The sequence below is a fragment of the Mycobacterium asiaticum DSM 44297 genome, assembly GCF_000613245.1.
In the GTDB taxonomy this organism is placed as follows: Bacteria; Actinomycetota; Actinomycetes; order Mycobacteriales; family Mycobacteriaceae; genus Mycobacterium; species Mycobacterium asiaticum.
This window is the reverse complement of the sequence record NZ_HG964938.1, coordinates 236564-248998: the sequence shown is the minus strand read 5'-3', so window position 1 is coordinate 248998 and position 12435 is coordinate 236564. Positions and strand designations below refer to the sequence as shown.

Sequence of the window (12435 nt, the reverse complement as noted above, 5' to 3'; positions counted from 1 at the left end):
CGCAGGCGATGATTCGTGCGCGATCCGTCATTGGGAATGAGCCAGGCGGATTCGTTGCGGGCGCGGATTGCGCGGTAGTCACTCACCGCTATTCCCGCCCGACAGATCGTCGTCACACTTTCTGGCCCGCTCCACCCGCTGGGCGAACGGCACCGGGTCGACATCGTCGTGATCGGCGACCTCCCACTTCTCCCGGGTGTTGATGCCGGGGTTGAGATAACCACGCGGGTAGGCCGGCCCGCTGAATCCGATCTCGTTCCATGCCCAGGGATGCGAATAGAACGCGGTGGTGGCATACCGGGTCCATAGGCTCCATACGTGATTCGCCGTCCAGCCGTGCCAAGATTCACCCGCATCAGCCAGGTCCTGGACGTCTTGTAAGAGCCGGGCCTGGTCCTTGCTGGCGAGCTCGGCATATCCTTTCCCGTGCCTACGGCGCGCGTCCTCGTCGAGCCCCGCCAGTGTCTCCCGCCAGGCCTGCCCGTCTTCGGGCATGTCGTCGTAGTGCCAGCCGTCGGTCTCCGCCGTCGCAAGGCGGGTGTCGATGAGCCCGAGGACGGGCACCCTTGGATCGTCGTCCTGGGCGAGCAGCAGGTCGAGCATTGGTGCGGCGATGCCGACTTCGTGCGTGGTGAAAAACGACAACATGTTCGGCAACGCCAGACGCGCCAACACCACACCCGCCGTTACGTCGTCCCACTTGTGTGCCTGGTCGAGCACGTCGAAGCCGGGAAACCGACCTCTGCCCTGGGGGGTGATCGCGTGTTGATTCGGGGGGCGAAAGGGCATCAGCGGCTGCCTTCACCGGGCAATGGGAGGTCCTCCCGCCGCAGCAACGCGGCTAGCAGGCCCATGGCCCCCACCAGTGAGGCCAGCAGCGGAGCGAATGCCGGTGGGCCAGACTCCATGTTGTATTTCGTCAGGCCCCCGGGACGTTGGACGATTCCCCGCCAGTGCAAGTAGGTGCCCTGCACGCCGTTGACGACGATCGCCACACTGGCGGCCGGTAGAACGGTTTTCGCCGCTCGACGGGAGAAGAAGGCGGCCACACCGGCCGGTACCGCGGTGGGCAGGACGACGACCGGCCACCACATCATCTTGTTGCCGAAGCTGGCTCCGTCGTGGGAGAGATAGATTTCGCCCGCGGTTATCGCCGCGCCCGCCGCGGTCAGCGCCGAGAGTGTCCGCTCGAAACGTCCCGTCCGGATGTCCTGCAACGCAGCATCAATCACCTTCATGGTCAGCCCTTCTTCTCGCCGGGCAGATATTGCTGCACCTTCTGCTTGACTCCCTGCTTGATGAAACCCGCTGCATCCTCGTCGCCGCCGAGTACCGATTTGGCCAGGGACCTGGCCTGCTCGAAGGTGGCGTGCGGCGGGATCGGGGGAACGTCGGGATCACACCGCACGTCCAGCACGGTCGGACGGTCCGCCGACAGGGCGCGCTCCCATGCGCCACCCAATGCGTCGGCGTCACAGATGTTTTCGGCCTGCAGGCCCAGCGTGCGGGCAAACGCGGCGTAGTCGACGTCCGGAAGCGTCTGCGAAGCCTCGAATTTCGGTGAATCCTCCATCGCGCGCATCTCCCAAGTGACCTGGTTGAGGTCGTTGTTGTGCAATACCGCGATGATCAATCGGGGGTCAGCCCACTGCCGCCAATACCTGGCGATCGTGATGAGCTCGGCCATACCGTTCATCTGCATGGCTCCGTCGCCCACCAACGCAATACCGGGACGGTCTGGGTGCGCCCACTTGGCACCGATCACGTACGGCACCCCGGGACCCATGGTGGCCAACGTCCCGGACAACGATCCCCTGACTCCGCCGGTGAACTTCAGATGCCGCGCATACCAGTTCGCCGCTGACCCGGAATCGGCAGCGACGATGGCGTTGGACGGCATCCGCGTCGACAGCTCGTAGAAGATTCGCATGGGGTTGATCGGGTCGGCGTCGGTCATCGCTCGCCGTTGAGCGGTGTTCCACCACTTGGCCACGTGTTTCTCGATTTTCTCGCGCCAACTGCGGTCCGGTTTCTGTTCCAGCAGCGGAATCAGGGCCTGCAGAGTTCTTTTCGCGTCACCGACCAGATTGATCTCGTAGGGGTAGCGCATGCCGATCCACTTACCCGAACGGTCGATCTGTACCGCGCGAGCCTGGTCGAGTTTCGGCAAGAACTGGGTGTAGGGGAAGTTGGACCCAACGGTCAGCAGCGTGTCGCACTCCATCATGAGGTGCCAGCTGGCGGTGGTACCCAGCAACCCGATCGAACCCGTCACCCACGGCAGGTCGTCGGGAAGTACGTCCTTGCCCAGTAAAGCCTTGGCCGCGCCGGCGCCCAACAGGTCGGCGACCTGCGTCAATTCTTCGACGCAACCCCGTGCCCCTTGGCCGACCAGTAGCGCGACCTTCTCGCCGGCGTTGAGCAGGTCGGCGGCCGCGCGGACGGCGGTGTCGTCGGCTACCACATGCGCAGGGCTGAGGCCGAGGCTGGACGGGACCTGCTTGAAAGCGTGCTCGGGTGGTTCATATTTCAACTCGAATACGTCGGAGGGGACGATGATGCAGGTCGGACAACCCTCGCTCAGGGCAATCCGGATAGCCCGATCGATCAAATTCGGCAATTGCTTTGGCACGGTGCACATCTGGACGTATTCACTACAGACGTCTTTGAACAGGCTGATCAGATCGATCTCTTGCTGGTAGGAGCCACCCATCGCGGACCGCTCGGTCTGCCCGACGATGGCCACCACGGGCACGTGGTCGAGCTTGGCGTCGTACAGTCCGTTCAGCAGATGGACCGCGCCGGGACCGCTGGTAGCCACGCAGACCCCGAAGCCGCCCGAGAACTTCGCGAAACCGACGGCTTCGAAGGCGGCCATCTCCTCGTGCCGGGCCTGCACGAACTGAGGCTTGTCACCGGCTCGCTGCCAGGCGGCGAGTAGACCGTTGATCCCGTCTCCGGGAAAACCGAAGACCTGTTTGACGTCCCAGTCCCGGAGCCGGGACAACAGCACATCACCAACGGTGTCAGACATGATCACTCTCCTCGTAGTCTTTGTTTGTTGTTGCTAGGCAACAACTCTGGCTATGTCCCGCGATTGCCCGTTGGCACGCTGGGCGCGATCCAGTAGTGGTCGGCCACCGGGCAACCGCGGGAGGATCAATTGGGCTAAGCGATCGCGAAGTCGCTGCCGGTGCGGTGGTGGCGTCCTGCCGGAAGCCAGGTCGTGCGCACCCGACAACGCCCACAGCGCGGCGACGAACGCATCGGTGAGTGCGCCTCGGGCCCGGCGCCGGTCCAGGGCAGCCAGACCCAGTGCAGTTAGCGCATGGACGCTGTCGACCCATATTCCGGCGGCGATGATTTCAGGGCTGGGGCGGATTCCCGAAAGGCTTGCCTGCGCCAGGTGCCGCGCACCCAGGATCCTGGCTATTACCACCGCCTTTTGGTCGACCTCGACCCGGTGAATCGACCTCAACACAACTCTCGGGGCGGTCAACAGCATTGCGCCCCAGATCATCCGAAATATCTCGATGAATCTGGACGGCGAGTCCGACGTGCTCATCGGCGGCGTCGGACGGCCAGGGCCGCGGTCGCGGCAGCGGTCGCCGCGCCTACGCCGGTCAGCGTGCGCGCGTGCTGGGCAATCCAAACCTGCGGGGCACGGTGGTGCGCTCGATCGTCGAACGCGCCATGGGCGCCATGGTCCTGGCCGGCATCGCCGTCGCGAGGTTCCCACAGGTTGTGGGGGCGCTCGGGGCTGACAGACTGCCCGGTCTGTTGCGAGGAGTAGCCGGTTTTCGCCAGATACCGGTCCAGTAACGCCGGTGCCACCCGCTGTCCGAGGATGGTGGCGACGGTGCTCGCTCCGACCCAATAATGTTTACGCCGGGGATGATCTGCGGCGAAGACCACCGCGCGCGCCGCGATCTCGGGTTGATAGATCGGCGGGACCGGTTGCGGGTGGCGCGGTAACCGGGACAGCACCCACGAGAACTGCGGGGTGTTGACGGCAGGCATCTGCACCACAGTGATCCGAATGTTGCTGTGCTCGTGCAACAATTCGGTGCGTACCGACTCGGTGAACCCGTTTATCGCGTGTTTGGCCCCGCAGTAGGCGGATTGCAGCGGGATCGCCCGAGCCCCGAGGGCCGAGCCAACCTGGACGATCGTGCCGACGTCACGCTCCCGCATGCGCGCCATGGCGACCATGGTTCCGTGGACGAATCCGAGGTAACTGACCTCGGTGACGCGGCGGTACTCCGCAGCGGTGATCTCGTGGAACGGGGCGAATACCGAGGCGAACGCGACATTGACCCAGACCTCGATGGGACCGAATGTGCGCTCGATCTCGCCGGCGGCAGCCTCGACCGCGTCGTAGTCAGCGACGTCGGTCGGAATGGCCAGTGCCTGCCCGCCGGCATTCTGGACATCCTTGGCGGCACCATCCAGGCCGGCAGACCCACGAGCGAGCAGGCCGACTTTATCGCCTCGAGCCCCGAACAGCCGAGCGGTGGCCCGGCCGATCCCGGCACTTGCTCCGGTGATCACGACAGTGCGTGACGAAGTCATACGCCCCCTTCCGGCCGAATTCGCCTCTCTCGAACGACCATACGCCGACTTCGTGCATAACGCACAATTTGCATTTGACAGGATTTTCTTGTCGCAAGTTTTGAGCACAGGATGTATTGTGCTGTCAGAAGGGAGCGGCATGGCCTCAACGCGGAACAGGAGCCGCCCCGACGCCGCAACGGATGGTCTCGATGACCTCGCCACGGAGCTGGAATCGGCGACCCGAGGATTCCTTGAAATCAACGTCGGGGTGTTGGAGCAAATGGAGAAGAAGATCAGTCTTAGTGCGTTGCATGCGCTTCAGTCGCTCGAGCGACTGGGCCCGAGTCTGGTTACTGAGCTGGGTGAGGACCTGAATCTGCTGCCGTCGACCGCGAGCAGGCTCAGCGACCGGCTCGCCGAGGCAGGCTGGATCACCCGTCGGGTGGCGCCGGCGAACCGCCGCGCCACGTTGCTCGAACTGACCGCAAGCGGCCGCGCCATCCTCGCGGAATTGCTCATTCTCCGCAGAGATGCGCTGAAATCGGTTGTCGGACAAATGGACGACGACGACCGCGCCGCGCTACTTCATGGCGCCCGTGCGTTCACCGCGGCTCGCCAGAGAATGGTTGCACTGGGGCCGTGACCGCAACCGCGGCGGCCCGCCAGCAGACACCGCGCCGGAGGGTGCGTCGGCTGGGCGCGATCGCCGCGGGCACCCTGCTTGTCGGGGCTTGTGCCTCGGCGGGGCAGTCACTGGAAACCGAACCAGAGGTCATGGTGACGAGGGTCGAGTCGGCGCTGCACGCCCCGGTCTGGTCATACCGTGAGCACGCGCTGGTTGCGCTGACCGATGATCAGCGGGTTGCCGTACTGGCCGACCCCGCCAACTCGGGCAATGTCCGCATGCGGCTCTCGCCGCCGATGGCCGCCGGCCGCAACATTCAAATCAGTCGAAAAGATGACAACCAGCTTTACGTCCCGCAGCCAAAGTCCGGTGTGGTTGCGGTAGTGGACCTGACCAGCCTGCGTCCGGTCGGCTCCGTCGATGCCGGTCCCGCGCCCGCCTACCTCGCCGAGGACGCGGGCATGCGGATCCTGCTGGCGCTTTCCGCGGACGGGACGACGGTAACGCCGGTTGAGGAGTACGGGTACCGGAAACTGCCTGCGGCCACAATCGCCGGTGCCCCGGCACACTCGATCGACGGGACCAACCGTGGCCGGTCGATCGAATACCAGGCCTATAGTCCATCAGGAATTCGTCACTACAAGGGTTCCTCGTCACCGCCCGAACTACGCGGCGTGATCGGCATGGATGTCACGGTATCGGCGGGGGACGGAACACAGGTGGCGCGCAGCTATGTCGCCGGCCGCGATGACAACACGTTGTATGCCGTCGATTCCCGCCGCGGGGGAAAGGGTTTGGAAGTGTTGGGCACCGCGGAGTTGCCGGCGGCGCTGCGGGAGATCGGTACCGACGACACCCGTATCTACGCCGCGACCAATCGCCAACTGGTGGTGCTTGAGACGGCAAGCTTCACCGGTTACCCGGGCAAGAAAATCCCGATAATCCGTGTCGTGGATTATCGCGCTGGTCTTCCCGGTTCGTCACGGTCCGCGCCGTTGTCGGGGCTGGCCGTCGGTCCGCATCGCGTGTACCTCACGTTGCGGGGCACACCCTATGTGGTCAGTGTTGCCAAACCGCGGCTTTGAGCGCAGGAGGGTCGAATGCCGGTGAACATCGACGGCGACGTCGAGTTCCTCCGCGAACAGATCAACGTGCTCGAGCGGCTGGGCCAACGAGAATCGGTGGGCGCCGGCGAGATCTACGACTTCAGCATCCGGTGGGGTACCGCTCTGGCTGGGCGCCTTCCGCGGCTGGTGCACTACAGTTCGCTCAACTTACTCGCAGAGGACGATCAGCGTCGATTCGAATCGCTGTGCGCTGAGCTTCGCGGGCTGTCCGCACTGATCGCACGATTCGGACTGACGCAACCCGAATTCGATTCGCCAGCACCGCGAATCGCCGGCCACCGGGGCTGGGTTACGAGTCTGCGGCGCCTTGTCCGGCGAGGGTGAAGATCTCGTCGTGGTGGAGTGCGATCGCGGTGCGTGGCTTCGGACAGCCTGGGGTTCGGCAGCTCAGGGCCACCAGGTAGGCGTCATGGTCCTCGTTGAGGAAAAGAAATCCCAGCGGAAGGGCACGACCGATAGTGAACTCGGTACCGGCGCAGCTTTCGCAGTAACCACCTTTGGCGTTGATCTGGTCGGAAACCCGTTGTCGGCAAGCGTCAGTCAGGTCGATCAGTTCGGGTGAGACCGGGGCGTCGTCGGCCATGTCAGATCTCCACATTCTTGTCGTAAAAGACGTTGTCCTCGCGCCAGCCCCCGGCACCCTTTCCGATGCCGGCGTAATCGTTGATGAATTCGATCTGATCGATCCATTTGGCCATCTTGAAACCGACTTGCGTCTCGACCCTCAATCGCAACGGTGCGCCGTGCTGGATCGGTAATGCCCGGCCGTTCATTTCGTAGGCCAGCAAAGTCTGCGGTTTGTAGACCAATTCGAGATCCATCACTTCGTAGAACTGTCCGCCGCCGTGGGAGGCGGGCTCGTCTCGATCGTTGTCCTGCATCGTCAGAAAGCAGACGTATCGAGCTTGGGGGAGTGGTCGCACCAGCTCCGCCAGCCGTGCCAGTGGAACACCGCTCCATTCGCCGATGCTCGTCCAACCTTGCACACAGTGATGCAACACCCGCTGGGTCTGCCGTCCGTTCAGCGCACGCAGCGCGGCCAGATCCAAGGTCACCGGATTCTCCACCAGACCGCCGACGCGCAACCGCCAATCGATGAAATTGTGCACGGCCATCACCTTGTATTCGATGCTGGCAGGCGGCTTTCCATTGACGCGGTGGGATGGGGAAATCTTCGATGGCGGATAGTTCTGTCGAGAGTCCAGCGGCCGAAGAAGAATGCGCCGGGCCGCGTTGACCACCGAGCCGAGTACGCGCTGTACCGACCGAGGCCTACGAAGGCTCCAGATTGTCGCCGCCGCGTGAATGGCGATGATCAACGCGATGATCGCCAGCGACAGCAGGGTGGCCAACGTGGTGTTGCGCACCGAACCGAAAATCATTGCGGCGGTGAGGGGGCCCCATCCCCAGAAAAAAACCATCGACAGGTGAATCGCAATGAACACGAGGAAGGCCACCAGGCCAAGAAAATGCAGGCTGCGCGCCCACTGGCGGCCGCCCCAAAGTTGGATATACCAAGGGAGCCGAGCCGCGATCGCCGGCGATTGCGCTGCGCCGGTGAGTATCTGGAACGGGGCGAGCAAAAAGATCACCGCCGCATAGGTCAGCTTCTGGATCGCGTCGAATGGTTCTCCCGGCAGCAGCGGCGGTAGGTTGAAACTCAGGTAAGTCACGATGTCGTCCCATGCTTCGGGGAAGATCGACCACGAGGCGGGCCAGTAGCGGTGCCATTGGCCGGTTACGAACAACAGGACGTAGTAGGACAGCCCCAGCAGAATCCAGCCGATCACCGAGAAGAAATGCCAATGGCGGCCCATGCCCAACTGTGCGCGACCAGGAAGCGCGATGACCGGGTGATAGTCCTCTTCCTCATCGAGGGTGTCGTACAACCGGTCCCGCGGCATCACCTTGCGGGTGAATCTCGCCCACTCGCTGCCGGGTTTGCTGTCATCATGCCAATACAGTTTGGGGTGGGTGGCAAGGATTTCAATGCCGCTGCGAATGATCAACGTCACGAACAGCACGTTGACCCAGTGCTCGATTCGCAGCCATGCCGGGTAGTCCAAGCTTGTCATGCTGTTCCGTTCAGTCTTGCCAGTTCTGCCGGTGGGGGTACGCCGCGTTGATCCCCGACAGAACGGTGGTGTGCACGGCTAGGAAGGCCACGGCCAAGGCCATCGCCAGCGTCACAGGCGCGACGTCCCAGCGTCCGGTGAGTGCCTCGAGGCCAGACAGGCTGATCAGCCGGCTCAGCACATAGAGTCCGAGAAAAGCGCAGCAAATCAAGCTGCCTACATACCAACCACGCTGCGGTACCGAGGGATTCATGTTCGCAACCATGGCAACCGCCGCGATCAGGCAGCCGGCGACCAGTGCAACGGCGTAGCCGACGAAATACCATGGCAATCCGGGTTCGGTGCTGAGCAGATAGACGTGAACCCCCGCGAGTCCGGCCAGAAGTCCTTGCCCGACCGCGGTCACGGTGCGCGGCAGATTGAAGGCTACCCAACCGTCCAGGGTGAGAAATCTGGACGACAGAATGCCATGCCAGGTCTTCAGCCATAGTCGTCCGACGAAACCGGCCACCCGGGTGAGGTACCCGGCGAAAGCTGCGACAAACGCGCTATTTTGACGGCGTTCCGGTGCCCGCTCCCACCGTCGTCGAGTCGGCACGGGCGAGGCGATGTGCCGACTCGAACAGCAGCGCGTGGACGAACGCCTGCGGCAGGTTACCGCGCAACTGGCGCTGGACGACGTCGAATTCTTCGGCGAACAAACCCGGTGACCCACAGGCGGTGCGGTTTCGATCGAACCACCGCACCGCCTGGATCAGGTTGCCCTGCTGGTAGTCCGCCAGGGCCATCAGAAAACCGCACAGCAGAAACGCCCCTTCTGCCTCGCCTAACGGGCGTTCGTCGGGCTGGAAGCGATAGACAAAGCCATGCCGGCCCAAATCGGCGCGCACCGCTTCCAGTGTGGCGACCGTCCGCGGATCATCGGCGGGCACCGCGCCCCTGATCGACGGGATGAGCAACGATGCGTCTACCCGCGAATCATTTGGTGCTCGTTGCCATCTGCGGTCGATATGCAGGCAGTCCGAGGCGGTATCGGCGACCAACGCATCCGCCAATTGGCGCCATTCGTCACCTTCTCGGCGCGGTGCCACCTCGCTGATGCGACGCAATCCGGCGGCGCATGTCAATCGCGAATGCGCCCAACGTCGGTTGTCCAGTTCCCAGATTCCAGCGTCGGGCTCCGACCATCGCCCCTTGATTGTGCTCGCCAGGGTCTGAACTGCTTGCCAGTGACCGGTATCGAGGCGATCGAGACACGCCGCCGACGCCAACAGCAGCAGCGCTTCACCACACGCATCGAGCTGGAACTGCTCGGTTACCCAGTTCCCGCTCTTGACCGTAGCGCCGGGATATCCCGGTAGGTCGAGCGTCTGTTCGTGCGGCACCGTGCCGCCGACAACCGAGTAGGCCGGCTTGAGATCCGGGCCGTCGGTCAGGACACGCTCGCTGACGAAGCGAACCGCATTATCGAGCAGCGGGGAGGCGCCGGCCACGGCCACCGCCTGCCCTGCGTAGCACTGGTCGCGTATCCAGCAATAGCGGTAGTCGTAGTTGCGGCCCTGTTGGGCTCGCTCGGGTAGCGACATGGTGGCCGCCGCGACCATTCCGCCGCTGCTGCTCGTCAGTCCGCGGAGCACCGCGTAGGCGAGCTGCGCATCGACGTCAGCCAGCGTCCCCGTGACGGTCGGAACCGCTTCGCGCCAAGCGTTTTCGGTCTGTCGCCAGGCGTCCTGCGGACGGGCCGGCTTCCACGTCAGCTCCTGATCGGAAACTTCCAGGACCAGATCGTGGTCCTTTCCTGGGGAGACGTCGATCGTTGCCGCCAGCGAACCGTCTGAACACACCCGTGCGCCGGGGGCGCCGGTCCAGCGGAACCGGTGCGGTCCCGAGCGGCCCATGAAGACCCCGCTGTCGAGACGAAGGTCGCGGATGCGCTCGGCGCCGAAGTTGGCACGCAAGTCAAGTGCGACAAACACGCGTGCCGGTCGATCGACCGCGATAATGCGACGCAACAACACCGCCGTGTGCTGATCTCCCGGGAACGCCAGCGCTTCCCGGCACTCAACGATTCCGTCAGTTGTTACCCAGCGCGACCGCCAGATCAGTGATCGCTCCTCGTAGTGGCCACCCCAAACAAATCGTGGCTCAGCGGGACAGACGGTGTAACCGCCCGGACCGCCCAGCAGTGAGCTGAACACGGCGGGACTATCCCACCGGGGCAGACACAGCCACGAATAGTCTCCGCGTGGCCCCACTACGATTCCTCGCTCCCCGTCGGCAAGCACCGCGTATTCGCGCAACACGTGGGGTGAGAGCCGTTCGGCGGCGGACGGTTTGTCGTTCATAAGCACCTTCGATCCACACCGGCGTCGGTGTGGGCATACCCATTCACGCCGCGGCGCTTACCGGATGTCACCGGGGCGGCTGATGATCGGGATCAGGTAGCGCGCGGCGTAGTCCCGCACGGCCTGCTGGTCCGACGTATCGAGGCGGTCGGTTGGGAAGAAGATGATGCCGACGGCGACCCGCAGCAGGATGTCGGCGATGTTGGCCAGGTCGGCGTCGTCCATGTCGGCGCCACAGCGGCGCAGGGTGTGCGCGATGCCGTCGGCGAACTGGCCGGTCGGGAAGACGTGCGAGCGGGAGAACATGCCGAACAGCTCCGGTTCGCTGTCGGCGATGCGGGAGTACAGCGGCGAATCCTCGATCAGTCGCACGCCAAGTGCGAACGCCTCGACGACCGCTTCCGCGGGGTTCCGGCCGGTAGTGGCCTGGTCCAGCGTGGTGAAGAACAGTTCGGCTTCGCGGCGCACAACGGCTTCGAAGAGTTCGTCCTTGGTGGGGAAGCGCCGGTAGATCGTGCTGCGGCTGACACCGGCGCGGGCGGCGACGTCGCCGATGTTCGCGCGCCGCACGCCGTACGTCTCGAAGACGGCCCGCGCGGTGTCCAGGATGGTGTTGTCGAGATCGGCAACGAGGTTGCTCTCACGAATTTTCACGGACCCACGACCCCCACACGGCGCACTCGGGGCGCACACTGATCATGCTAAGCTCTGAAACAAAGATACGATTTTGTTTCTCTGACTCACAAACGGGCGCGGGGGAGTGCTGGTGAGGGGATTTGCCATGACGGCTGAGCTGGATTTCGACACCGGGGTGCGGGAAGCCACCCCCGTGGTGGTGGACGAGGTCCCCGATCAGTCACCTGTGCTCGGGCCCGATTCACTGATCTGGAAGTTCTATGGCGACGTCCGCACCCAAATCTTCGGGTTCCAGCGCGTTGCCGGGACGGAGAATTGCATCGAGCAACTCGCCCAAGGTGTGCTCGATCATTCGGTGATCTTCAGCGACACCCTGGGCCGGGCCAAACGGACCGCGCCGCCGCTCATGAAGACGGTGTACTCCGAGGACCCGCACAAATGGGGCCGCACCGTGCGCGACTTCCACAAACCGATCAAGGGCACCATCAGCGACGGCTCAAGGTACCACGCCCTGAACCCGGAGCTGTTCTATTGGGCGCACGCCACGTTCGTCGATCAGGTCATCTACAACGCCGACATGTTCATCCGGCGACTTTCGCATGCCGAGAAGGAACAGATCTTCGTCGAGAGCAAGGTTTGGTACAGCCTTTACGGCGTGAGTGACCGCGGTCAACCGCAGACCTACGACGAGTTCGTTGCTTACTGGGACGGGATGCTCGACCGGTTCATCCCGCACAAGACCGTCCGCTACGGCACCGGCTACATCCGCAAGGGCATTCCCGGTCCCCGCAAAGTTCCCAAGCCGCTCTGGCGGCTGCTGACCGCGCCGGTGAACGCCTACGCCCGCCTGGTCATCGTCGGAACATGCCCGCCGCAGATGCGCGAGGTGTGCGATCTGGAGTGGAATGACAAGAAGGAGAGGCGTTTTCAGCGATTCGCTGCCTTCATGCGGGCGCTCAACCCGCTGATCAACCGGCTGCCGGTGCGGATGATTTACGCCAGCTGGGCGGCCGACGCCTGGGCCCGGGTCGGTGTCGATCCGCGCCGGCTGCACAACCGACCGCGGTAACGAA

At 63.9% G+C, this 12435-nt stretch carries 14 protein-coding genes; 4 read left to right on the top strand and 10 right to left on the bottom strand.

Translation table 11 applies throughout. The annotated features are described in order from the left end of the window. Positions 1–78 precede the first annotated feature (78 nt). Genes BN972_RS20045 through BN972_RS20025 form a run of 5 tightly spaced genes read right to left on the bottom strand, consistent with a single transcriptional unit; the run spans position 79 to position 4572 of the window. Positions 79–789, bottom strand: coding sequence for a gluconate 2-dehydrogenase subunit 3 family protein (locus BN972_RS20045; protein WP_036361678.1), 711 nt, complete (start codon positions 787–789; stop codon positions 79–81). Beyond that, the gene (locus BN972_RS20040) at positions 789–1238 is read right to left on the bottom strand and encodes a hypothetical protein (protein WP_051545686.1); all 450 of its coding nucleotides are present in this window, start codon (positions 1236–1238) and stop codon (positions 789–791) included. The genes BN972_RS20045 and BN972_RS20040 overlap by 1 nt, the downstream gene beginning before the upstream one ends. A gap of 2 nt (positions 1239–1240) precedes the next feature. After that, the gene (locus tag BN972_RS20035) at positions 1241–3034 is read right to left on the bottom strand and encodes a thiamine pyrophosphate-requiring protein (protein WP_036363477.1); all 1794 of its coding nucleotides are present in this window, start codon (positions 3032–3034) and stop codon (positions 1241–1243) included. A 33-nt stretch (positions 3035–3067) separates the two neighbouring features. Beyond that, the gene (locus tag BN972_RS20030) at positions 3068–3565 is read right to left on the bottom strand and encodes a hypothetical protein (RefSeq protein ID WP_036361674.1); all 498 of its coding nucleotides are present in this window, start codon (positions 3563–3565) and stop codon (positions 3068–3070) included. Beyond that, a complete protein-coding gene (locus tag BN972_RS20025) occupies positions 3562–4572 on the bottom strand; it encodes an SDR family oxidoreductase (RefSeq protein WP_036361671.1) in 1011 nt (336 codons plus the stop codon). Before BN972_RS20025 ends, BN972_RS20030 begins: the two co-directional genes overlap by 4 nt. A 139-nt stretch (positions 4573–4711) precedes the next feature. Here BN972_RS20025 and BN972_RS20020 point away from each other — a divergent pair, with 139 nt between their 5' ends. Genes BN972_RS20020 through BN972_RS20010 form a run of 3 tightly spaced genes read left to right on the top strand, consistent with a single transcriptional unit; the run spans position 4712 to position 6630 of the window. Next, on the top strand, positions 4712–5197 hold the full coding sequence (locus BN972_RS20020) for a MarR family winged helix-turn-helix transcriptional regulator (protein ID WP_051545685.1): 486 nt from the start codon (positions 4712–4714) through the stop codon (positions 5195–5197). Then, a complete protein-coding gene (locus tag BN972_RS20015) occupies positions 5194–6264 on the top strand; it encodes a YncE family protein (RefSeq protein WP_051545684.1) in 1071 nt (356 codons plus the stop codon). The genes BN972_RS20020 and BN972_RS20015 overlap by 4 nt, the downstream gene beginning before the upstream one ends. A 15-nt stretch (positions 6265–6279) precedes the next feature. Further along, positions 6280–6630 (top strand): hypothetical protein, encoded by a 351-nt coding sequence (locus tag BN972_RS20010; RefSeq protein WP_051545683.1) that lies wholly within the window; start codon positions 6280–6282, stop codon positions 6628–6630. Here the strand turns inward: BN972_RS20010 and BN972_RS20005 are convergent. From BN972_RS20005 to BN972_RS19985, 5 genes are read right to left on the bottom strand one after another with little or no spacing between them, the layout of a single operon-like run. Beyond that, the gene (locus BN972_RS20005) at positions 6596–6889 is read right to left on the bottom strand and encodes a hypothetical protein (protein WP_036361664.1); all 294 of its coding nucleotides are present in this window, start codon (positions 6887–6889) and stop codon (positions 6596–6598) included. The two genes, BN972_RS20010 and BN972_RS20005, sit on opposite strands and share 35 nt — an antisense overlap. Position 6890: 1 nt before the next feature. Then, positions 6891–8381, bottom strand: a complete 1491-nt coding sequence (locus BN972_RS20000) for a molybdopterin-dependent oxidoreductase (RefSeq protein WP_036361662.1) — start codon at positions 8379–8381, stop codon at positions 6891–6893. 10 nt (positions 8382–8391) lie between these two features. Continuing rightward, positions 8392–8892, bottom strand: coding sequence for a hypothetical protein (locus tag BN972_RS19995; protein ID WP_036361660.1), 501 nt, complete (start codon positions 8890–8892; stop codon positions 8392–8394). Positions 8893–8929: 37 nt separating this feature from the next. Then, positions 8930–10726 carry a glycoside hydrolase family 15 protein gene (locus BN972_RS19990; protein WP_036361650.1) on the bottom strand — a complete coding sequence of 599 codons (1797 nt, stop codon included), beginning with the start codon at positions 10724–10726 and terminating at the stop codon, positions 8930–8932. Positions 10727–10783: 57 nt separating this feature from the next. After that, positions 10784–11380: a TetR/AcrR family transcriptional regulator gene (locus BN972_RS19985; protein ID WP_036361647.1), complete on the bottom strand. Its 597-nt coding sequence runs from the start codon at positions 11378–11380 to the stop codon at positions 10784–10786. A gap of 127 nt (positions 11381–11507) precedes the next feature. Between BN972_RS19985 and BN972_RS19980 the strand changes: the two genes are divergently transcribed. Then, positions 11508–12431: an oxygenase MpaB family protein gene (locus BN972_RS19980; RefSeq protein ID WP_036361646.1), complete on the top strand. Its 924-nt coding sequence runs from the start codon at positions 11508–11510 to the stop codon at positions 12429–12431. Positions 12432–12435 lie beyond the last annotated feature (4 nt).

Coding starts and splice junctions, on each gene's coding strand:
- BN972_RS20020 (WP_051545685.1), top strand. CDS start 4,712: ATGGCCTCAACGCGGAACAGGAGCCGCCCCGACGCCGCAACGGATGGT.
- BN972_RS20045 (WP_036361678.1), bottom strand. CDS start 789: ATGCCCTTTCGCCCCCCGAATCAACACGCGATCACCCCCCAGGGCAGA.
- BN972_RS20040 (WP_051545686.1), bottom strand. CDS start 1,238: ATGAAGGTGATTGATGCTGCGTTGCAGGACATCCGGACGGGACGTTTC.
- BN972_RS20025 (WP_036361671.1), bottom strand. CDS start 4,572: ATGACTTCGTCACGCACTGTCGTGATCACCGGAGCAAGTGCCGGGATC.
- BN972_RS20005 (WP_036361664.1), bottom strand. CDS start 6,889: ATGGCCGACGACGCCCCGGTCTCACCCGAACTGATCGACCTGACTGAC.
- BN972_RS19980 (WP_036361646.1), top strand. CDS start 11,508: ATGACGGCTGAGCTGGATTTCGACACCGGGGTGCGGGAAGCCACCCCC.
- BN972_RS20010 (WP_051545683.1), top strand. CDS start 6,280: ATGCCGGTGAACATCGACGGCGACGTCGAGTTCCTCCGCGAACAGATC.
- BN972_RS20000 (WP_036361662.1), bottom strand. CDS start 8,381: ATGACAAGCTTGGACTACCCGGCATGGCTGCGAATCGAGCACTGGGTC.
- BN972_RS20030 (WP_036361674.1), bottom strand. CDS start 3,565: ATGAGCACGTCGGACTCGCCGTCCAGATTCATCGAGATATTTCGGATG.
- BN972_RS19990 (WP_036361650.1), bottom strand. CDS start 10,726: ATGAACGACAAACCGTCCGCCGCCGAACGGCTCTCACCCCACGTGTTG.
- BN972_RS20035 (WP_036363477.1), bottom strand. CDS start 3,034: ATGTCTGACACCGTTGGTGATGTGCTGTTGTCCCGGCTCCGGGACTGG.